Below are 19,702 nucleotides of genomic sequence, written 5' to 3' on the forward strand. Positions count from 1 at the left end.
CGAAAAGAGCGCCCATGCGCCATCATATATACAGATCCCAGCAGCGTAGTTTGCCACAACCATTAGCACCAATCACCAGGTTCATGCCCGCGTCACAAGCCCATGTCAGGTCCTGATGACAACGCAGGTGACTTAACTTCACCTCGCGCACAGATAATGGCGTTGCCAACTGGAAGTGATTAATCACAGCTTCCGTCAACGCTTAATCCTGATGAATACCCGCATCATCCTTTGTTAAATGCGCATGGGCATGATCACGTAACGTGACTGCTCATCATCTTCACCCCGAATCAGAACCGGAGACAACTCATCTTTGAGTTCCATGCATACCGAAGGGGCGCGGATAGCACCAAGCGCATCGCGCAAGTAGCGGCCATTAAAACCTATAGCAACTTCGTGACCGGGGTATTCCGCTGCGAGATGCTCTTCCGACTCTTCCTGCTCGCTGTTATGTGCGGATATATCCAGCCCCTGATCAGAAAAAATCAAACGAATGTCATGGGTAAACTCATTGGCGACAATCATGTTTCTACGCAAAATCTGATCAAATGCAGTGCGCTCAATACGTGCAATATTGGGATTATTTACCGGAATAACGTCCTGATAAACCGGAAAACGTGCATCAATTAATTTTGAGGTCAACGTGTTGGAGCCTGCCACCAATCGAATCTGGCGTTCACTGATCAGTAACTCAACCTGGCCCTGGTTTTCTTCGCACAGTTTTCTGATTTCGATAACAGCTTTCTTCGGCACAATACAGGAAGCAGTACCAGCAGCTTGTTGTAAGCGTATTTCTGATAGTGCCAGACGATGGCCATCTGTCGTAACGAGCCGCAGATTTTGACTATCATCCAGTTCAAACAGTGTACCTGTCAGGTATTTACGTGTTTCATCAGTTGACATGGCAAAGGATGTTGCAGCAATCATGTCTGCCAAGGCATTTCCGGGCAGTACTATCTTGATTGTACCCTCCTGCTCTGCCATAGCCGGATATTCGTCAGCAGGTCGGGTATTCACCCTGAAACGGGACGATCCACTGACGATGGATATAAATCCATTGCCCGTTGTCAGTGATACATCCATTTCCGCATCCAACTCACGAATAATTTCAAATAGTTTTTTGGCTGATACAGTAGCAGTGCCATCTTCTTCAACACTACCATCAATATGGCTGCGGATACCCACTTCCAGATCCGTCGCAGTCATGGTGATGCCATCCTGGTTCGCTTCAATTAAAACATTTGCCAAAATCGGGATCGTATGTCTTTTTTCAACAATGCTCTGACAACGCTGAACCAACTGTAACAGGGGGGTTCTGGATAAAGTTATTTTCATTCCTGTTTCCTCTTTTTAATCTTTTTTAAAATTATCACCGTCATCATAGGAGTTGTGGATAGTGTGAATAAATAGCCTACTCACTGAAATAACCTATCCTTACCCTGCATTCATCCTGTGTACAACAGTGTATATGATTGGTGGACAATATGGGAATAACCATACATCCGGCTGCCTAGCTTAGCGTTAAACAGCCTTATACTCAAACAATCCACAGTTGTCCGGGAGGTATTCCACAGTTTTTTAATGCCTGCGATTATCCACTCAGTTTTCACCTTGTATCAGCGCTTCTCAGCGCCTCAACTGAGCGATAATGCGGCTTACTTCTTCATCAAAATCTTCATCTTCATCACGCATTTTCGCAATTTTTCTAACGGCATACAGGATAGTGGTATGGTCTTTACCTCCAAATCTCGCTCCGATTTCAGGTAAGGACATAGTAGTCAGTTCCTTGCATGCATACATGGCTACCTGTCGTGGAAAAGCAACGGTACGGCTTCGTTTACTGGACGACATTTCACGGATATTGATATTGTAATAAGCAGCAATCTGCTTTTGAATATCCTCAACAGAAATGGCTCGAATCTCTTCATGCAGTAAGTCGCGCAGAACATGGCGAGCGAAAGTGACGTCAATCGTCCTACCCGTCAGTGTAGCATGGGCTGTCAGTCGGGTTAGTGCACCCTCCAGCTCTCTTACGTTATTGGTAATTCTTGTCGCCAATAAATTGGCCACATCGCGATCCATATGAACGCCAGCCAACTCTGCTTTACTCGAAAGAATGGCCAATCTTGTTTCCAGATCAGGCGGTTGAATGTCAGCCACCAGTCCCCAGTTAAAACGTGAGCGCAATCTTTCCATCAGATTGGTCAAATCACGCGGGCTTCGATCAGATGTCAGGATGATCTGTTTTTTTATTTCGTACAACGCATTAAATGTATGAAAGAACTCTTCCTGGGTTCGATCCTTGCCTGCAATAAACTGAATATCATCGATAATCAGAACATCAACCTGACGATATTGATTGCGAAAATTATCGGTTGATCCATTACGGATCGCCTGAATTAATTCATTGGTAAAACGCTCACCTGTCCGATACGCGATACGGTAGTTGTTTTTAGAAATAAGTGCATTGGCAACAGCATTGATCAGGTGGGTTTTACCCAAGCCAACACCGCCATATAAATAGAGGGGGTTATAAATAGCACCCGGTTTTTCTGCTACGGCTTGAGCTGCCGCGTGACAGAACTCGTTACCTGAACCAACAATAAAGTTCTCAAATGTAAATCGGGGGTCAATATAACCATCGACCAGCAACAAATCGGCTTCATCAGGCATGGCGGGTTCAGGGTCACCCTGGGTCGCCAATGATGTATCAACCTGATAGGAAAGATCGATATCTGTACCTGTAACCTCGGCTGCCAACTCGGCAATACGTGCTGCGTAACTGTTTTTCAATCCTTCCATAAAAAAACGACTGGGTACGGCAATTGTCAGTTTCTGGCCATTTTGGGTCGCTGAAACAGGCCGTATCCATGCATCAAAACGGGATACTGATATCTCGTCTTTCAAGCGATCTGAAATTTGTTGCCAAAGTGGGGATGTGTTTTCAATCGTCATTGCCAGAATTGTACATGCTTCCTGGTTATCATCCAGTTCAATCAGGAAGCAGGTATCAATTACACCTTCTGATATGTTCATTGTATTGAGTTATCACCTTGGTGGTGGTGAGCATGTAAAACAACATTACCAATATCCAACAATATTATCTGAGAGGAGATGATGGGTTAAGTGCGTTGCCTTATTACCTACTTTACACTCTTTTTTAAAGAATCATCATCATCATAGGTGGCTGTGGATAGTGTGGATAAGTGCTTTTTGTGTTATGTTTACCAGTACTCTCAAGTTCATCAGCTTGTGCATGACATGCATCTAACTCTGTGGAGTAGATGCGTATAAATAAAAAACAAGTGATTTAACTCCGAATCCCGGATGGTTACACCCAATCTATCCACAGTTGATAGGGGGGAAACTGCACAGCTTTTCAAGAGACAATTTTTCACTGTGATTGGTTCTCTGGTAATAAACGCTTGGAGTGTCATAAAGAGTTGATAGAAAAAGCCTGATTCCGGATAGATACTTGACTATTCTCGTCCTGCATTTAGGATGCGCGACCATTTTTTAAAAGCAACAGAGCCTCAGGAGAAAACCATGAGCTTTACATACAAACCAAGTAAAATCCGTAGGGCACGTCGCCATGGTTTCCGCGCACGTATGGCAACCCGTTCCGGCCGTGCAATTCTAAATCGTCGTCGTGCAAAGGGCCGTCAGCGTCTAAGCGCCTGAATCAGCGGTTTCCAAAGTTGTTGCATTTGCGCAGTAAAGCTGATTTTTCCGCTATGCGCAAAGGCAGGCGACTGAACTCTGGTGATATTAGACTCGTCTATAGAGATAATGGCTTGGGATATTCCCGGTTGGGCCTTGCTGTATCACGAAAATATGGCAACGCTGTTCAACGGAACCGTTTGAAACGACTAATGCGTGAAGTGTTTCGTCATCACGATTGTCCTCTAATGTCGGTAGATGTGCTTCTGATACCATCCGGCAATGCGGAGAAGATGCGCGATCCCGTTCTGGATTTTTCCAGGGCGCTGCTGTCGATTGAGAGCAGAAGTGTGGGCAAAAGAGGTAATGCGTAAATTTTCGCTGATGCTCGTTCGTGCTTACCAGTTGTTTATTTCACCGGTGCTGCCGTCAAGGTGTATTTACACACCTAGTTGCTCACATTACATGATTGAAGCCATTCAGCGTTACGGCGTTTGTCGTGGTGCTTGGCTAGGCATAAAACGGCTGTTACGCTGCCACCCGTTTTGTAAGGGCGGGTATGATCCTGTACCGTGACTTAAGGGTTGGATATGGTGATGTTGGCTTCTGGCATCTCTATCAGAGCTAAAAAACACGGTTTCGATATCCGGATTAATTGTCTTCTTGAGCAAATGATTTGGAAATTCAGCTGTGGGCTGCATGGAATCACTGAATAGATCAGTATTTCATAAGGGAGAGATAAAGAAATGGAACAACGTAATTTAATACTGGCATTTGCTCTGTCGATGGCAGTCCTGTTTGGCTGGAGTGCGATATTCCCCCAAAAGGAGCAGGCTCAGCAACAGACTGTTCAGGAAGCGCCACATGCAGCAGTTGCATCACAGGCGAGCGTTCAGCCAGCAGGTGATGCTAACCCCTCTATACCTGAATCGACCACTAGCAGCCAACCCTCCCAATCAAGCCCTGCGATTGCTACGTCCTTTCCTGATGAACATTATACGATAGGGAATAACCTGCTTTCTTTAACAATGAATGCGAGAGGCTGGTTTACCGAAGCCGAACTAAAGCAGTATCATGTTTCTATTGAGCCCGGGGCGGCAAATGTTTCTGTTCTGTCAATGACGGATGAAGGACGGTCTGTATATGTAAATTCAGGTGTCATGAACAGAAGTATCCAGAAGCCTTTTACTGTTCTTAATAAATCTGCAAATACAATGACATTGCAGGCCACGCTTGATAATGGCTTGATCTGGCAGCGCAAGATTACCCTTGCTCAGGATTCATACATTGTGGATATTGAAGATCGTATCCTCGGTGGAGCAGGGCAGAAAATATATCGTCAGGTTGTCGAACGTGATCCTGATAAAAAATTAAATACATTCTATGAACATATGGGCCCGACGGCGTTGTTGAACGGTAAGCTTCAGGAGCCTGATTATAAAGATCTGGATAGCAGCTCGGTTCGCATGATGGCTGTCGGAGGCTGGACAGCGATTATGAATCGCTACTTTATTGCAGCTCTCATCTCTAACCCTGAGCAGGATTATCCATATTACTTTAAGGGTGATGGGCGCTCCTACCAGGCCGGTGTTATCGATAGCGGTACGCTGGATGGCAAAGATAATTTATTTCACTCCAGAATGTTTCTTGGTCCTAAGTCTCTGACAGTATTGAAAAAGGCAGGGGAGGGCCTGGATCGTTCTATCAATTATGGATGGTTTGCCTTTATCTCTAAGCCGATGCATTCATTTTTGCTGTGGCTGTATACTTACGTCGGAAATTTTGGTTTTTGCATCATCCTTCTCGTGCTTTCGATTAAAATTCTGTTTTTCTGGCCGACCCAGAAGTCGTATGAATCAATGGCTGCGATGCGGAAATTGCAGCCTGAAATGGCTCGTATGAAAGAGCTGTATGGTGATGATCGTCAAAAGATGAGCCAGGAAATGATGGCTTTGTATAAGAAGCACAAGGTCAATCCAATGGGCGGCTGCCTGCCTATTATTATTCAGATTCCGGTGTTTTTCGCCTTGTACAAGGTGTTACTGATGTCGATCGAAATGCGTCAGGCACCTTTTATCGGCTGGATACACGATATGTCTGTGCAGGATCCTTATTTTGTACTGCCTGTATTGATGGGTATCTCCATGTTTGTTCAGCAGAGGCTCAATCCCACACCACCCGATCCGATGCAAGCCAAGGTCATGCAGTTCTTGCCGCCGGTCTTCACCGTGCTGTTCCTGTTTTTCCCTGCAGGCTTGGTGTTGTACTGGGTGGTTAATAACACCCTGTCAATTTTGCAACAGAAGCTTGTAATGAAACGGATGAATGTCGAATAAAGGATACATCCATCAGACTACAATAGCGGCTATTGCCACCCCGGCAGGACGGGGTGGCGTTGGTATCATTCGTATCTCCGGACCGGATGCAACAGCCATATTGGAACAGTTATCTGTTCATCGTTGCCTACCGTCTCCGCGCATGGCTACATTAGATGCCTGGCTTGATCATGCCGGCGAACGGCTCGATCAGGGGATTACCCTCTATTTTCCAGGGCCTGCCTCCTATACTGGTGAAGACGTTGTTGAGTTACAGGGCCATGGCGGCCCCGTGTTATTACAGGCACTGCTATCCCGTTTGTATGAACTTGGGTGTGAACCTGCGCAAGCCGGTGAATTTACACGGCGAGCGGTTGAACATGGTAAGCTGGATCTTTCTCAGGCTGAAGCTGTTGCAGCATGTATAGACGCAGCCACGGTTCGAGCCGGAAAACAGGCGCAACGGCAACTGCAAGGTGAATTCGGGATCCATATTGACCGATTGATGCAGCGCTTAACATCATTAGTAGCGCATGTTGAAGCCAGCTTGGACTTTCCCGAAGAAGAGATCCGGGATTTATATTTTTCTGATCTACGTAACAAGATGGTAGAGACAGTTGTTGCGCCAATCAAGGAGATGCTGGCTTCAGCTCCATTGGGTGAGCGGTTATTTGAAGGTGCAACTGTAGCTCTTGTTGGGGCACCGAATGTCGGTAAATCCAGTCTGTTGAATGCTCTTAGTGGTCGGGAGCGAGCAATAGTAAGCCACCTTGAGGGTACAACGCGGGATCTCCTGGATGTTGATTTTGAGGTAAACGGCATACCGCTTCGACTAACGGACACTGCAGGTTTGCGTGATAGCCATGATGTTGTAGAGATAGAGGGTGTTCGTCGGGCATTGCAAGTTGCAAGCACTGCAGATGTTACACTCTTTGTAGCAGATGCAAGCCGCCCTGATACCTGGTCCCCATCCATTCATGCTGATTTGCTTTTAATGAATAAGGTGGATTTGGAAAGTGGGGACATTCCGGATGAGTATATTCAGTTAAGTGTTATATCTGGTGAGGGGCTGAATGAGTTGCGTTCTCGCCTGGCCAGTTTTTTAGGCGATATTCAAATGGGTGATGAGGGGATGATGGTGACGCATGAGCGACACCGACTGGTGCTTGTAGAGGCACTGGAGTGTATAGAAAGCGGGCTTGGATGCCTGGGTAACGAAGAGTTGTTGGATTTGGCTGCAATGCAGTGGAGGCGCGCTTGGGGCTTACTTGCAGGCATTTTAGGTATTGGGGACGTGGAATATATTCTTGATCGTGTGTTTTCTGAGTTTTGTATAGGTAAATGATTCTTAGTCAGCTATTTAATTATAACTGATATTTGCTTTTTCTTGAATAATGGTATTATGTTGAGGCATAATACACGACCTTCCGGGTGACAATTATTTAGGGGGAGTGGGCGAGTTAAAAGTTTAACTGCCAGATACTTTTGGTTTTAGGAGTAAGATAATGTCTGCAAAATTTCCAGTAATCTCTGTTACCGGTTCATCCGGAGCGGGAACCAGTACGGCCAAGATAGCGCTTGAGCATATTTTCAGACGTGAGAAGGTGACCCCCGCTATTGTTGAAGGTGATTGCTTTCATAAATATGACCGGTATGAGTTTCGTGAACAGGCTAAGAAATTTGAAGCTATGGGCAAACGCCTGAGCCACTTTTCGGATGAAGCGAACCTGTTTGACAAGATTGCCGACCTGTTTGACTCATACCGTAGAACTGGACGCGGTATGGCTCGTACTTATGTGCATGATGATGAGGAAGCAAAGCTCTATGGCGTTGATGCAGGGCGTTTCACTGAGTGGCGGGAGATCGGAGAAGGTTCTGACCTTTTGTTTTATGAAGGCCTCCACGGCGGAGTTGAAGAGGTGCGCCCTTATGTGGATCTGATGCTAGGCGTCGTTCCTGTGGTTAACCTTGAGTGGATTCAGAAAATTCACCGTGACACTGAAATGCGTGGTTACTCTTCAGAAGCTGTTGTTGATAACATTCTTTCGCGTATGCATGATTATGTGCACTTCATTACGCCTCAGTTTGTGAATACCGATATTAACATCCAGCGTGTCCCCTTGGTTGATACCTCCAATCCGTTTATTGCGCGTGATGTTCCTACCCCTGATGAGAGTCTGATTGTCATCAGAATCCGTAAGCCAGAGCAGTGGGGGATTGATTTCCCGTGGCTTCTGTCCATGCTGACGGGTTCATTCATGTCTCGTCGTAATACTCTCGTGGTACCTGCAGCTAAGATGGTTATGGCAATGGAATTGATTCTTGCACCAATGATGCATCAGCTTTTGGAAGTTAAACGTAAAGCGATCTAACCTGAAAGTAAGTATTATTTCTAACGGGCAGCCTTTGGCTGCCCGTTTTTTTGCTTCCCACTATATTAATTAAATAGTCGCAAATTGCTTTTTCTTATACTCACCCATTTTCACCTGGCTTATAACCTTACCGTAGAACTTCAACGATGCTATTTTCCCCTCTAGGGTTTTTATGATCCTGACCATTATGGTGGAGAGACCTCTTAGCGCATTACTTCTTTGAGAGCTCTTTAGTCACTCTTTTTGTGGTGGGCCTTGTTCCACTTTCTTATTGCCATTTAATTAGCCGGCCAATGCTGATGATTTCATATAAAAGACTGATTATGCTATTTGGGCTATACATGCCGTATCTGTAGTCAGCCGCGCACGTTGTGGTGGCGAGCTTATGGGTAAGGGGTGGTTGGTTGCCCATAAGTCACAGTCTTGTCACTTTACGACGTCTTTTGATGACGTTGTTATGCAGGTTTGGCCTGTTTACTTCTTTTTTCTACGCCTTGAATAATTATGTGTCAGTATTTAATTCCTCCGAACCACCTCTTTTTGATCGTGTTTTTTTATTAAAATTTGTTTTCATTTGCCCCACGCTGTCTGAATGCCTACTCTTGGACACCTTAAATAAGGAGGGATGTTCCACGTGAAACACCCTAATTTTGTGAATGTTATTGTAGTTGGAGCCGGCCACGCGGGCTGTGAGGCGGCCTGGGCGGCGGCTAGTCGTGGCGCAAGTGTCCGTCTAATTACCCAGAATCTGGATACAATTGCAAAAATGTCCTGTAACCCTGCTATAGGAGGCATTGGGAAAGGCCACTTGGTGCATGAGGTGGATGCGTTGGGCGGATTAATGGGCGTGGCCGCTGATAGGTCTGCACTGCAGTACAGGCTGCTTAATAGTAGAAAAGGGCCAGCGGTCCAGGCCACAAGGGCCCAGTGTGATCGACGCACCTACCATATAGTCATGCGTGAGTTGTTAGATTCTAACCCGATGATCCACCTGCACCAGGGTAGTATTTCTGAATTATTGTTTGACGGTGATCGGGTGTCGGGAGTGCTGGATGAGCTGGGAGTAAGGCATGAAGCCTCGGCAGTAGTGCTAACTACAGGCACATTTCTTGGGGGGGTAACATATGTTGGAGATAAAAGTTCTTCAGCAGGCCGCTCAGGTGATGCTGCGGTAAATGGCTTGACTGAGGAGCTCTATAAGCGTGAGTTTAAAGTTGGGCGTCTGAAAACAGGCACGCCACCACGGCTGGATAAAAAAACTATTCGTTGGGATCAGTTGGAAAAGCAGCCAGGTGATTTGAATGTAAGGCCGTTTTCGGTGCTGCATGAAGAGGTGGTGAGAAGGCAGCTTGATTGTGCCATTACACGTACTACTGAAAAAACCCACGATATAATACGAGAGAACCTATCCAGATCTCCTATGTATACAGGTCTGATAGATGGGGTTGGCCCACGCTACTGTCCAAGTATTGAGGATAAGGTGGTGCGTTTTTCTGATAAAACCAGTCATCAAATATTTCTCGAGCCTGAAGGATGGGATCATAACGAAGTGTATCCGAATGGAATTTCTACATCGTTACCTATAGATGTGCAGTGGGCTTTTATGCGGTCCATTCCCGGGTTGGAGGGCGTGAATATTATTCGGCCGGGGTATGCGGTTGAGTATGACTATGTTGACCCTACAGAGTTGCGTCCATCGTTGGAGACCAAGAGGGTGGCTGGGTTGTTTCATGCGGGCCAATTGAATGGAACTACGGGTTATGAGGAGGCGGCTGCCCAAGGGGTGTTGGCTGGCATTAATGCTGCGTCTGTTGCGCTCGGGCTGCCAGCTTGGGTGCCTGACCGGTCGCAAGCATATATCGGAGTTATGGTTGATGACCTTGTGTCCAAAGGTGTGATGGAGCCATATCGGATGTTTACATCAAGGGCAGAGTTCAGGCTGCATCTGCGAGAGGACAATGCCGACCTTCGGCTTGGTCCGTCATCTGTAACCCTGGGGCTGTATAGCGAGGCACGGCGGTGCAGCTTCCAGTCCAGGCAGCAACGAGTAAATGATCTGTTTGAAGCTGCATGTGCAACATGTGTTGGTATCGGGGAGGCTTGGCGAGGGCGCTTAAGTGCTTTGGGGTTACCTGTCCCTGGCCAGTCAATGATGCTGCCAGCATACTGTCACCGTGATGACGTGGATCCGGCTGTCGCTATGCAGTTGCTTGAGGGTTATGAAGTGCTTGGTGCGCATGATGTTGCCAGTCTGGGTTCATTGCTGCATTACCATGGCTATCTGGACAAGCAGCTTCAGGATATTGAGCGATTCAAGCAGATGGAGTCACAGTCGTTACCTGATGGGTTTGACTACTCCATAGTCCCAGGTCTTAGTATTGAATGTGCACAGCGTCTTTCGTCTGTGCAGCCTATGACACTGGGGCAGGCTTCAAGACTGTCGGGTGTGACCCCTGCTGCAGTTACATCATTGGTGATGTTTTTGAGGGGTACATCATGAGTGTTGATTTGTGTGATGCATATGTCTCTGAGGTGATGCGCTTTCGCAAGGCTTTGAACCTCACTTCAATCTCCACGCATGATGAGTTTGTTGAACGATTTATTTTGCCCTCATTGGCTTTGCTTGATTGGGTGCCGGATAGTGGGCGATTGTTGGACATAGGTAGTGGCATGGGTGTTCCTGGTATACCACTGCTTCTGGCTAGGAGTGGTTTGCATGGTTTGCTGGTAGAAAGAAGGAAGAAGCGCGCAGAATTTTTACGCCATATTGTTCGGACACTTGACCTTAATGCGGAGGTCTTTGATGCCGATATAAACCATTTGCCAAGTTTGTCTGCTGATGTATGCGTTGCGCGTGCTGTGACAGATGAACGAGAGCTGCTGACGATGTGTAACCAGCACGTTGGTGTATCTGCTGTGGCTGTCTTGCCGGTGCCTGCTACCAGCCAGGCGGTTTCCGTAGTGGGCTGGGGCGCCTATGATGAGCGGACAGTTGATGTGGTGGGCAGCCAGCAGCTGATTCGTTGCTATAGACATGATAAGGAGGGTTCCACGTGAAACATCAGGGCTTGGGGCCAATTACAGCGATTGCAAATCAAAAGGGCGGTGTGGGTAAAACAACCACAAGTATTAACCTGGCTGCATCTTTGGCTGCGTTAGAAAAAAGGGTGCTGCTTATTGACCTGGACCCCCAAGGCAACTCTACATCGGGGTTGGGGGTTAACCAGAATACTGTCAGAAGTGGTACATACGATGTGTTGATGGGGGATGCCCAGTTAAGTGATGCGATTATCGCTACAGATTGTGAGCGACTATTATTGCTGCCGGCAAGTATGGATTTGGCAGGTGCAGAAATTGAATTGGTTAGCGAGCTGGGGCGGGAGTTGCGCCTGGAGCAGGCCTTTGCTGCGTACAAGGGTGAAGCGTTTGACTATGTATTTATTGATTGTCCACCTGCATTAAGCTTACTGACGGTGAATGCGTTGAGTGCATCGGATCATGTTATGGTAACACTGCAAACAGAATTTTATGCGATGGAAGGGCTAACTCAGCTGATGGATTCTATTCGACGCATAAAGCAGGCACTGAATAGTAGCCTGACTATGGAAGGGATACTGCTTACGATGGTGGATGGCAGAAATCGACTGTCTACTCAGGTGGAGGAGGATGTGCGCGCATATTTTGGATCCCAGGTATATGCCAATACGATACCGAGAAACGTGAGGTTGTCGGAAGCGCCTAGCTTTGGTGTGCCTGTGATGTATCACGATGTGAGGTCAAAAGGGGCTCAGGCATATCTGGTTGTTGCACAGGAGTTTATGCATAGAAGGGAAATACAGTAAGGAGGGCGAAATGGTTGTGGCAAAAAACAGAGGGCTCGGGCGCGGCCTTAATGCACTGTTGGGGGATAAACCGACTCCAGAGGTGCTCAGTCAGGCAACGCAGATTGCGATATCAAAAATCAGGCCAAACAGCTACCAGCCGAGAACATGCTTTCCGGCCGATGAGCTATCCATGCTGACGGAGTCAATAAGAAAGGAAGGCGTCTTGATGCCGATCCTGTTGCGACCCAGTGGCGATGGTTATGAATTGATTGCCGGGGAAAGGCGGTGGAGGGCATCACAAGCTGCGGGCTTATTAGAGATTCCGGCCGTAGTAAGAGATGTTAGTGACCTGCAGGCACTTGAGCTGGCAATTATTGAGAATGAACAGCGTGATGACCTTAGTGCGATTGAATCTGCCGCTGCCTATCATCGCATGATTGATGAATTCGGATGTACGCAGCAACAGGTAGCAGAAAAAATTGGTGTATCGCGGGTGCAGGTCAGTAATCTGATTCGACTGCTACAACTGTCAGCGAAAATTAAAAGCATGATTGAGCGCAGGGCCTTAAGTATGGGGCAGGCACGGCCATTGGTGGGATTGCCGGAGAAGGTCGCGGAGCAGCTCGCAGATCAATGTGTGGCGGAAGGGCTCAGTGCCCGCCAGATGGAAGAGGCGGCAAGGAAGGCGGCAAGGCCAGCAACCAATAAGCCTCCGAAAGATGTGGACGCAGATGTGTTGGCGCTGCAGGAAGAACTGACTCGAAAGCTGGGGCTTTCGGTGGAGCTGTCATGTAAGTCTGGCGGAGGCGGAGAGCTGCGCATTCGTTACACCCAGCCGGCAGAGCTGGATGGTGTGCTGCGCAAGTTGCGTGGTTGAGGTCGCAGGGTGAAGGTAGGCGACAAGGAGTACCGGGCTGTTCATTGGAATCTGCTTTCCGGAGGGGTTTGCTGGATAGAGCAAAGGATGCTGCCATTCAGGTTTGAACAGGTAACCAGCAAGAACCCGGAGGATGTTGCTCTGGCGATAGAGACCATGCAAATCAGGGGGGCACCAAGCATAGGGGCCGCTGCAGCACTGGGTCTTGCCCTGGCGTGGAGTGTTGATCGGCGCAGATTCTCTGATTTTTGGTTGCCCCGATTTCGTTCGACGAGACCAACGGCAGTAAATTTGTTTCATGCATGTGATGAAATGGAGGTCTGTTCTAAGACAGAACCCGATGCTGCAACAATGATAGAGTGTGCGGTCAATTATGCAGATGCAGAAGTTGATGCAAACCGGCGAATGGGTGGGCACATGGCTGAGTTGCTTGCCGTAGGTGAGCGCAGGATATTGACTCATTGCAACGCCGGTTGGCTGGCTGCGGTAGACTGGGGTACGGCTACTTCAGGGATCTATCAGCTGGCTCAGGCAGGAGAGTCACCCTTTGTTTGGGTTGATGAAACCCGTCCGCGGTTGCAAGGCAGCCGCCTTACAGCGTGGGAATTGTATCAGGCAGGTATCGATTGCCGTATACAGGCAGACTCGGCAGCAGCATGGATGATGGCAAAAGGTGAGGTGGATGCGATCGTTGTAGGCGCAGATAGAATTGCATCCAACGGCGATGTTGCCAACAAGGTTGGAACATATGCTTTGTCGCTGGCTGCTAAGGAGCATGGGGTTCCGATGTATGTGGTTGCACCATCGTCCACATTCGATATTGCTTGCGACTCAGGTTTGGATATACCGATAGAAACCCGATGCGATGAAGAGTTGCTCTCTATGAGTGGTGTGGGTAGTGATGGCCAGTTGTGCCAGCTTTCGATTGCTACCAGTGGTGTGCGGTGTAACAACCCTGCTTTTGATGTAACGCCTTACGCGAATTTGACCGCGATTGTGAGTGAGCAGGGGATATGGAATAGGGGGGAGCCGGAGAAATGATCTGTGAGCTAAAGAGATGGTAATGCGAACTGCAATATATCCAGGTACTTTCGACCCTGTGACCCTGGGTCATGTCGATGTGGTAAAACGTGGGCTTAAGCTGTTTGATCGAGTGGTGATTGGTGTTGCGGACAATCCGGCAAAAGGGCCGCTGTTTGATGTCGATACGCGATTGCAAATGGTGAAGGAGACCTTTTCGGGCGAGCCCAAGGTAGAGGCCGTGCGCTTTTCAGGTTTACTTGTGGATCTGGCGCATCAGCAAGATGCAAGCGCTATCCTGCGAGGTCTGCGTGCAGCGTCAGACTTCGAGTATGAATTTCAAATGGCTACAATGAACAGGCGTTTGGATGAGCGTATTGAAACAGCCTTTGTGATGGCACGAGAAGACTATACGTTTGTATCGTCACGGTTTATTCGTGAAATCTCGGCTATGGGAGGGGATGTGAGTGAGCTGGTACCTGAGGTGGTAATGGATTATCTATGCAAACAGGTGCCAGTAGAAGGGGAGTAAGTGCCGAGAGTGATATTGTTCGATTACAGAAGCAGTTGATGGATGTGTGCCCTGTGATGAATTTCGTTTGCCAATATCGGGAAGGCGAATAAATACAGGAGGCCTTGTGACAGTTTCTGATTGGTTGCAGTGATGTAAGTATATATTAAATGTTTGATTTATATGCACTTTTCTGAATTTGGATAACCAATTTACAATTGGGGCTTGAGTTCGTCTGGACTCTGGGTAAGATGCGGCCCCTTCGCCGGCATAGCTCAGTTGGTAGAGCAGCTGATTTGTAATCAGCAGGCCACGGGTTCGAATCCTGTTGCCGGCTCCAGTTAGTCATTTTTATTGGGATTCTTGACAGTTCTCGACAAAGATGCAGTATCGCGCGCCCTTTCATCTGGCATATATTATTATATGGCAGTAAAAAGGGGGTGTAACGGAGAGGTTCCCGAGTGGCTAAAGGGGGCAGACTGTAAATCTGCTGGCTCAGCCTACGTTGGTTCGAATCCAGCCCTCTCCACCATTTAAACTGGGGATATTCACCTCTGAGTATCTTCGGGTTGTGCGGGTGTGGTACAATGGTAGCACCTCAGCCTTCCAAGCTGATGACGCGGGTTCGATTCCCGCCACCCGCTCCATCTGCCGTCAGGTAGACGAAGCAGGCCCAGGTAGCTCAGGGGTAGAGCACATCCTTGGTAAGGATGAGGTCGCGGGTTCAATTCCCGCCCTGGGCTCCAGGTTTGATAGTCACTGTAAGTGCAGCGGTTATCGTGTAGGTTATATATATAAGAGAATGGAGAAGCGATATGGCAAAGGAAAAGTTTGAGCGGACCAAGCCGCACGTCAATATTGGAACCATCGGTCACGTAGATCATGGCAAGACCACATTGACGGCAGCGATCACAAAGGTTCTGTCCGAGACAGGCGGCGCTGTATTTAAAGATTACGGCGACATTGACGGCGCACCGGAAGAGCGCGAGCGCGGCATTACGATTTCGACTGCCCACGTTGAGTATGAGACAGAGGCACGTCACTACGCCCACGTTGATTGCCCCGGCCATGCTGACTATGTAAAGAACATGATTACCGGTGCTGCACAGATGGATGGTGCGATTCTGGTTGTATCGGCAGCAGACGGCCCGATGCCACAGACCCGCGAGCACGTGCTGCTGGCACGTCAGGTAAACGTACCGCATCTGGTAGTCTACCTGAACAAGGCAGACATGGTTGATGATGAAGAGCTGCTTGAGCTGGTAGAGATGGAAGTTCGTGAGCTGCTGGACTCTTACGACTTCCCGGGTGATGACACTCCTGTGATCATCGGTTCTGCACTGAAGGCGCTGGAAGGCGACGCATCTGAAATCGGCGCACCATCTATTCTGCGTCTGATGGCAGCTGTGGATGAGTTCATTCCTACCCCGACGCGTCCGATCGACAAGACATTCCTGATGCCGATTGAAGACGTGTTCTCTATCTCCGGTCGCGGTACTGTGGTGACTGGTCGTATTGAGCAGGGTGTGGTTAAGGTTGGTGAGGAGATCGAGATTGTTGGTGTTAAGCCAACAACCAAGACGACCTGTACCGGTGTTGAGATGTTCCGCAAGCTGCTGGATCGTGGTGAGGCTGGTGATAACGTGGGCGTACTGCTGCGTGGCACCAAGCGTGAAGACGTAGAGCGTGGTCAGGTACTGGCTACGCCGGGTTCAATCACCCCGCACACAACCTTCAAGGCTGAAGCTTATATCCTGAACAAGGAAGAGGGTGGTCGTCATACCCCGTTCTTCAATGGATACCGTCCACAGTTTTACTTCCGTACAACTGACGTGACAGGCTCAGTAACACTGCCGGAAGGCACCGAGATGGTGATGCCTGGCGATAACATCTCAATGGATGTTGAATTGATTACCCCAATCGCGATGGATAAGGAACTGCGTTTCGCCATCCGTGAAGGTGGTCGTACGGTCGGCGCTGGCGTCGTTACCGACATCAGCAAGTAAGAAAATATTGGAACGTGCAGCGGCGGCAGGTTTTCCTGCTGCCGCTTTGCCGTCACTGGAGAATGTGATATGCGTGATTTGTTGGCTTTGGCTTGCCCTGAATGCAAGCGCCGTAACTACACAACAGATAAGAACAAACGCACGACGACCGACAAGCTGGAGCTGAGCAAGTATTGCCGCTTTTGTCGTAAACATACGCTGCATAAAGAAACCAAGATCGGTAAGTAAAAAGCCGGACTAGGCCAGTAGCTCAATTGGTAGAGTACCGGTCTCCAAAACCGGGTGTTGGGGGTTCGAGTCCCTCCTGGCCTGCCAGATCTAGCGTATGAAAAGATTAAGAGGAGCTTAGCTATGAGTCGTGTCGCAGATGTGCGCAAGTTCATGAGTGAAGTGAAGGTCGAAGCCAAAAAGGTGACGTGGCCTGAGCGCAGAGAGACATTGCAGTCAACACTGATGGTTTTTGTAATGGTCATTTTTATTGCACTGTTTCTGTGGTTGGTGGACTCATCACTGAGCTGGCTCGTTCGGCAGGTGATCTGATGGCTATGCGTTGGTATGTTGTACAGGTGTACTCTAACTTTGAAGATAAAGTGGAGCATATGCTGCGAGAGAATGCTGAACGTGCAGGATTGGCTGATAAATTCGGCCAGATTCTGGTTCCGCGTGAGGAAGTCGTTGAGCTGAAAGAAGGTCAGAAAGTGACCTCACAGCGTAAATTTTTCCCTGGTTACATCCTGGTGGAAATGGATATGAATGACGACACCTGGCATGTCGTTAAAGATACCCGACAGGTCAGTGGATTTCTGGGTGCAGATAACAATCCCAAGCCAATGCCTCAACGCGAAGTGGATGCGCTGATTCGCCAGATTGAAGAGGGGATCGAGCGTCCGAAACCGAAGGTTATGTTTGATATCGGTGAAGCAGTGCGCGTAATTGACGGTCCATTTGCCTCCTTCAACGGCGTGGTTGAAGAGGTTATGGAAGACAAGGCCAAGTTGAAGGTCAGTGTCTCTATCTTTGGTCGCCCTACACCTGTTGAACTGGATTATATCCAGGTGGAAAAAGGCTGATTGGTAACCAGAGATACTGCCCTTAAAGGCAGTGCAAAGGTTAACCAGCAAAACACCCTCACAGGATGTGAAGGTCTACCGCAAGAGTGCGGAAGCATGATCGGGTAACCGACATGCGAATAAAGGTGAACGGCAAGATGCCTGCAACCGGTTGGAGATATCGATGGCAAAAAAACTCGTTAAGCTAGTAAAACTGCAGGTGCCAGCAGGCTCTGCAAACCCGGCTCCACCAGTCGGTCCGGCACTCGGTCAGGCCGGTGTCAACATTATGGAATTCTGCAAGGGCTTTAACGCCAAGACACAGGAGATGGAAAAGGGTCTTACCCTGCCTGTCGTTATCAGTGTTTATGCAGATCGCTCATTTGACTTTGTTATCAAGACACCACCAGCATCAGTACTGTTGCTGAAGGCAGCCAAGCTGGCCAAGGGTAGTCCTGAGCCCAACAAGAAAAAGGTTGGCAAGGTAACCAGCGCCCAGATCCGTGAAATCGCAGAAACCAAAATGCCCGATTTGAACTGCTACGATGCTGATACCGGCATGCGTATTATTGCAGGTACGGCCCGCTCAATGGGCCTTGAAGTTGAAGGCTAAGGGGTTACAGATGGCTAAGTTAACTAAACGTATGAAAGCTTCCCGTGAGCAGGTTCCTGCCGGGGCAGTGACCAAAGAAGAGGCAATTGCCGCAGTTCAGGCTCAGCCTGCAACTAAATTTGATGAGTCTATTGACGTTGCTGTAAAGCTGGGTGTTGATCCTCGTCATGCTGACCAGATGGTGCGTGGTTCCATAGCCCTGCCTCATGGTACAGGTAAGACCGTTCGCGTTGCTGTATTCGCCAAAGGCGCAAAGGCTGAAGAAGCCCTTGCAGCCGGAGCTGATGTTGTCGGTGCTGATGACCTGGTTGAGAAGGTACAGGGCGGATTCCTGGAGTTCGACCGTGTTGTCGCGACACCTGATATGATGGCACAGGTTGGCCGTTTGGGTCGGGTACTGGGTCCACGTGGTCTGATGCCTAATCCGAAGCTGGGTACGGTAACAATGGACGTGACCAAAGCTGTTGTCGCAATCAAGGCTGGTCAGATTGAGGTTCGTGTCGATAAAGCAGGCGTTATTCACGCTCCTTTCGGTCGTCGTTCCTTTGATGCTACGCAGTTGAGTGAAAATCTTGACGCATTGTTGCAAGAGCTGAACCGGATGAAGCCTTCTTCCTCCAAGGGCCGCTATATGCAGCGTATGTCGATTGCATCGACCATGGGCGCTGCAGTACGCGTCGACGAAACAACCCTGTAACCGCAGGGGAGACAGTTTGACCGGTCTTCCGGTCATGTGCCGAAAGGCATAAAAGATCGATTATTTACCGTGGTTCGCCACAGTAGATAGTCGAAAACAACGATCCGTCCAAGACTGCTGGAGCCGCAACTTTAAAAGGGCGTGGCTTAATCGGGGAAACCCGTCCCGCATAGATGGAGTGCAAGCTCACTTGCGCGGATCGAATTAGCAAGGGGGTAAATGTGAAAAAAAATGACAAGCAGCGTATTGTCGATGAACTTCACACTGCCTGGTCTGAATCTACTGTTGGTATAGTGGCACAGTATCGCGGCCTGACGGTTTCCGAAATGGGAACTCTGAGGCGTCAATTACGCGAAGCAGGTGTTTCACTGCAGGTCGTCAAGAATACCTTGGCACGTCGTGCAGCAACAGATACAGGCTTTAAGGCAGCTGAAGAGCTTTTCACAGGACCGGTAGCCATAGCATATGGCTCTGAACCTGTAGGAATGGCTAAAGCTATTTCTGACTTCGCCAAGGCGCATAAAGCGCTGGAAGTAAGAGGTGGTGTACTCGATGGCAAATTGATTGATGTACAGGGCATTACTGCTCTGGCCAGTCTGCCTTCGCGTGAAGTTCTGCTGGCCAAAATGTTGGGCAGCATGCAGTCGCCGATCAGTGGTTTTGTTCGTACATTGTCCGAAGTTCCGGCTTCGTTTGTACGTACACTGGCAGCGGTTCGCGATCAGAAAGAAGCTGCATAAAACACATTTATATCATTT

General features: G+C 48.5%; 22 protein-coding genes and 5 tRNA genes. 24 read left to right on the forward strand and 3 right to left on the reverse strand.

The window, feature by feature from the left end; genetic code table 11:
- Positions 1–22: 22 nt before the first annotated feature.
- The 3 genes from SPV1_RS14290 to dnaA all read right to left on the reverse strand — a co-directional run bounded on the left by SPV1_RS14290 (position 23) and on the right by dnaA (position 3,036).
- On the reverse strand, positions 23–199 hold the full coding sequence (locus SPV1_RS14290) for a hypothetical protein (RefSeq protein ID WP_155806626.1): 177 nt from the start codon (positions 197–199) through the stop codon (positions 23–25).
- A 35-nt stretch (positions 200–234) separates the two neighbouring features.
- Positions 235–1,335 (reverse strand): DNA polymerase III subunit beta, encoded by a 1,101-nt coding sequence (gene dnaN / locus SPV1_RS04470; RefSeq protein WP_009849930.1) that lies wholly within the window; start codon positions 1,333–1,335, stop codon positions 235–237.
- 291 nt (positions 1,336–1,626) lie between these two features.
- Positions 1,627–3,036, reverse strand: coding sequence for a chromosomal replication initiator protein DnaA (gene dnaA, locus SPV1_RS04475; RefSeq protein WP_009849931.1), 1,410 nt, complete (start codon positions 3,034–3,036; stop codon positions 1,627–1,629).
- 510 nt (positions 3,037–3,546) lie between these two features.
- Here dnaA and rpmH point away from each other — a divergent pair.
- The 24 genes from rpmH (at position 3,547) to rplJ (ending at position 19,684) form a co-directional block, all read left to right on the forward strand.
- Entirely contained in the window at positions 3,547–3,681 is a 135-nt protein-coding gene (gene rpmH, locus SPV1_RS14125) for a 50S ribosomal protein L34 (RefSeq protein WP_081441965.1), read from the forward strand.
- A 53-nt stretch (positions 3,682–3,734) separates the two neighbouring features.
- Positions 3,735–4,034, forward strand: a complete 300-nt coding sequence (gene rnpA / locus SPV1_RS14130; RefSeq protein ID WP_081441966.1) for a ribonuclease P protein component — start codon at positions 3,735–3,737, stop codon at positions 4,032–4,034.
- Positions 4,027–4,236, forward strand: a complete 210-nt coding sequence (gene yidD / locus SPV1_RS14135; RefSeq protein WP_009849933.1) for a membrane protein insertion efficiency factor YidD — start codon at positions 4,027–4,029, stop codon at positions 4,234–4,236. Before rnpA ends, yidD begins: the two co-directional genes overlap by 8 nt.
- Before the next feature lie 170 nt (positions 4,237–4,406).
- Positions 4,407–5,996, forward strand: coding sequence for a membrane protein insertase YidC (gene yidC, locus SPV1_RS04480; RefSeq protein ID WP_026195513.1), 1,590 nt, complete (start codon positions 4,407–4,409; stop codon positions 5,994–5,996).
- On the forward strand, positions 5,986–7,320 hold the full coding sequence (gene mnmE / locus SPV1_RS04485; RefSeq protein ID WP_040881470.1) for a tRNA uridine-5-carboxymethylaminomethyl(34) synthesis GTPase MnmE: 1,335 nt from the start codon (positions 5,986–5,988) through the stop codon (positions 7,318–7,320). The genes yidC and mnmE overlap by 11 nt, the downstream gene beginning before the upstream one ends.
- A gap of 160 nt (positions 7,321–7,480) precedes the next feature.
- Complete coding sequence (locus tag SPV1_RS04490; RefSeq protein ID WP_009849936.1) at positions 7,481–8,347, forward strand: phosphoribulokinase; 867 nt, start codon at positions 7,481–7,483, stop codon at positions 8,345–8,347.
- 625 nt (positions 8,348–8,972) lie between these two features.
- On the forward strand, positions 8,973–10,847 hold the full coding sequence (gene mnmG, locus SPV1_RS04495; protein WP_009849938.1) for a tRNA uridine-5-carboxymethylaminomethyl(34) synthesis enzyme MnmG: 1,875 nt from the start codon (positions 8,973–8,975) through the stop codon (positions 10,845–10,847).
- Positions 10,844–11,404: a 16S rRNA (guanine(527)-N(7))-methyltransferase RsmG gene (locus SPV1_RS04500; protein ID WP_009849939.1), complete on the forward strand. Its 561-nt coding sequence runs from the start codon at positions 10,844–10,846 to the stop codon at positions 11,402–11,404. Before mnmG ends, SPV1_RS04500 begins: the two co-directional genes overlap by 4 nt.
- Positions 11,401–12,189, forward strand: coding sequence for a ParA family protein (locus tag SPV1_RS04505; protein ID WP_009849940.1), 789 nt, complete (start codon positions 11,401–11,403; stop codon positions 12,187–12,189). Before SPV1_RS04500 ends, SPV1_RS04505 begins: the two co-directional genes overlap by 4 nt.
- Before the next feature lie 10 nt (positions 12,190–12,199).
- A complete protein-coding gene (locus SPV1_RS04510; protein ID WP_009849941.1) occupies positions 12,200–13,048 on the forward strand; it encodes a ParB/RepB/Spo0J family partition protein in 849 nt (282 codons plus the stop codon).
- Between the two features lie 9 nt (positions 13,049–13,057).
- A complete protein-coding gene (gene mtnA, locus SPV1_RS04515) occupies positions 13,058–14,089 on the forward strand; it encodes an S-methyl-5-thioribose-1-phosphate isomerase (RefSeq protein WP_040881471.1) in 1,032 nt (343 codons plus the stop codon).
- A 16-nt stretch (positions 14,090–14,105) separates the two neighbouring features.
- Positions 14,106–14,600 carry a pantetheine-phosphate adenylyltransferase gene (gene coaD, locus SPV1_RS04520; RefSeq protein ID WP_018294843.1) on the forward strand — a complete coding sequence of 165 codons (495 nt, stop codon included), beginning with the start codon at positions 14,106–14,108 and terminating at the stop codon, positions 14,598–14,600.
- Positions 14,601–14,843: 243 nt separating this feature from the next.
- A tRNA-Thr gene (locus SPV1_RS04525) sits at positions 14,844–14,919 on the forward strand.
- A gap of 107 nt (positions 14,920–15,026) precedes the next feature.
- Positions 15,027–15,111: transfer RNA gene (locus SPV1_RS04530), tRNA-Tyr, on the forward strand.
- A 41-nt stretch (positions 15,112–15,152) separates the two neighbouring features.
- Positions 15,153–15,226: transfer RNA gene (locus SPV1_RS04535), tRNA-Gly, on the forward strand.
- Positions 15,227–15,250: 24 nt separating this feature from the next.
- Positions 15,251–15,325, forward strand: a tRNA-Thr gene (locus tag SPV1_RS04540).
- 69 nt (positions 15,326–15,394) lie between these two features.
- Positions 15,395–16,585: an elongation factor Tu gene (tuf, locus tag SPV1_RS04545; RefSeq protein WP_009849498.1), complete on the forward strand. Its 1,191-nt coding sequence runs from the start codon at positions 15,395–15,397 to the stop codon at positions 16,583–16,585.
- A 69-nt stretch (positions 16,586–16,654) separates the two neighbouring features.
- Entirely contained in the window at positions 16,655–16,813 is a 159-nt protein-coding gene (gene rpmG, locus SPV1_RS04550; protein WP_009849944.1) for a 50S ribosomal protein L33, read from the forward strand.
- 11 nt (positions 16,814–16,824) lie between these two features.
- Positions 16,825–16,900: transfer RNA gene (locus tag SPV1_RS04555), tRNA-Trp, on the forward strand.
- Positions 16,901–16,936: 36 nt separating this feature from the next.
- Positions 16,937–17,125 carry a preprotein translocase subunit SecE gene (gene secE / locus SPV1_RS04560; protein WP_009849945.1) on the forward strand — a complete coding sequence of 63 codons (189 nt, stop codon included), beginning with the start codon at positions 16,937–16,939 and terminating at the stop codon, positions 17,123–17,125.
- Entirely contained in the window at positions 17,125–17,655 is a 531-nt protein-coding gene (gene nusG, locus SPV1_RS04565) for a transcription termination/antitermination protein NusG (RefSeq protein WP_009849946.1), read from the forward strand. The genes secE and nusG overlap by 1 nt, the downstream gene beginning before the upstream one ends.
- A gap of 163 nt (positions 17,656–17,818) precedes the next feature.
- A complete protein-coding gene (rplK, locus tag SPV1_RS04570; protein WP_009849947.1) occupies positions 17,819–18,247 on the forward strand; it encodes a 50S ribosomal protein L11 in 429 nt (142 codons plus the stop codon).
- Between the two features lie 10 nt (positions 18,248–18,257).
- Entirely contained in the window at positions 18,258–18,944 is a 687-nt protein-coding gene (rplA, locus tag SPV1_RS04575; RefSeq protein ID WP_018295045.1) for a 50S ribosomal protein L1, read from the forward strand.
- A gap of 221 nt (positions 18,945–19,165) precedes the next feature.
- The gene (gene rplJ / locus SPV1_RS04580) at positions 19,166–19,684 is read left to right on the forward strand and encodes a 50S ribosomal protein L10 (protein ID WP_009849949.1); all 519 of its coding nucleotides are present in this window, start codon (positions 19,166–19,168) and stop codon (positions 19,682–19,684) included.
- Positions 19,685–19,702 lie beyond the last annotated feature (18 nt).

The organism is Mariprofundus ferrooxydans PV-1 (genome assembly GCF_000153765.1).
Classification (GTDB): domain Bacteria; phylum Pseudomonadota; class Zetaproteobacteria; order Mariprofundales; family Mariprofundaceae; genus Mariprofundus; species Mariprofundus ferrooxydans.

Excerpts from the sequence above, each read along its gene's own strand:
- mnmE (WP_040881470.1), top strand. The coding sequence starts at position 5,986 with ATGTCGAATAAAGGATACATCCATCAGACTACAATAGCGGCTATTGCC.
- rpmH (WP_081441965.1), top strand. The coding sequence starts at position 3,547 with ATGAGCTTTACATACAAACCAAGTAAAATCCGTAGGGCACGTCGCCAT.
- yidC (WP_026195513.1), top strand. The coding sequence starts at position 4,407 with ATGGAACAACGTAATTTAATACTGGCATTTGCTCTGTCGATGGCAGTC.
- dnaA (WP_009849931.1), bottom strand. The coding sequence starts at position 3,036 with ATGAACATATCAGAAGGTGTAATTGATACCTGCTTCCTGATTGAACTG.
- rplA (WP_018295045.1), top strand. The coding sequence starts at position 18,258 with ATGGCTAAGTTAACTAAACGTATGAAAGCTTCCCGTGAGCAGGTTCCT.
- mnmG (WP_009849938.1), top strand. The coding sequence starts at position 8,973 with ATGTTCCACGTGAAACACCCTAATTTTGTGAATGTTATTGTAGTTGGA.
- yidD (WP_009849933.1), top strand. The coding sequence starts at position 4,027 with ATGCGTAAATTTTCGCTGATGCTCGTTCGTGCTTACCAGTTGTTTATT.
- SPV1_RS04510 (WP_009849941.1), top strand. The coding sequence starts at position 12,200 with ATGGTTGTGGCAAAAAACAGAGGGCTCGGGCGCGGCCTTAATGCACTG.
- rplK (WP_009849947.1), top strand. The coding sequence starts at position 17,819 with ATGGCAAAAAAACTCGTTAAGCTAGTAAAACTGCAGGTGCCAGCAGGC.
- tuf (WP_009849498.1), top strand. The coding sequence starts at position 15,395 with ATGGCAAAGGAAAAGTTTGAGCGGACCAAGCCGCACGTCAATATTGGA.
- SPV1_RS04500 (WP_009849939.1), top strand. The coding sequence starts at position 10,844 with ATGAGTGTTGATTTGTGTGATGCATATGTCTCTGAGGTGATGCGCTTT.
- dnaN (WP_009849930.1), bottom strand. The coding sequence starts at position 1,335 with ATGAAAATAACTTTATCCAGAACCCCCCTGTTACAGTTGGTTCAGCGT.
- rnpA (WP_081441966.1), top strand. The coding sequence starts at position 3,735 with ATGCGCAAAGGCAGGCGACTGAACTCTGGTGATATTAGACTCGTCTAT.
- SPV1_RS04490 (WP_009849936.1), top strand. The coding sequence starts at position 7,481 with ATGTCTGCAAAATTTCCAGTAATCTCTGTTACCGGTTCATCCGGAGCG.
- coaD (WP_018294843.1), top strand. The coding sequence starts at position 14,106 with ATGGTAATGCGAACTGCAATATATCCAGGTACTTTCGACCCTGTGACC.
- rpmG (WP_009849944.1), top strand. The coding sequence starts at position 16,655 with ATGCGTGATTTGTTGGCTTTGGCTTGCCCTGAATGCAAGCGCCGTAAC.
- secE (WP_009849945.1), top strand. The coding sequence starts at position 16,937 with ATGAGTCGTGTCGCAGATGTGCGCAAGTTCATGAGTGAAGTGAAGGTC.
- nusG (WP_009849946.1), top strand. The coding sequence starts at position 17,125 with ATGGCTATGCGTTGGTATGTTGTACAGGTGTACTCTAACTTTGAAGAT.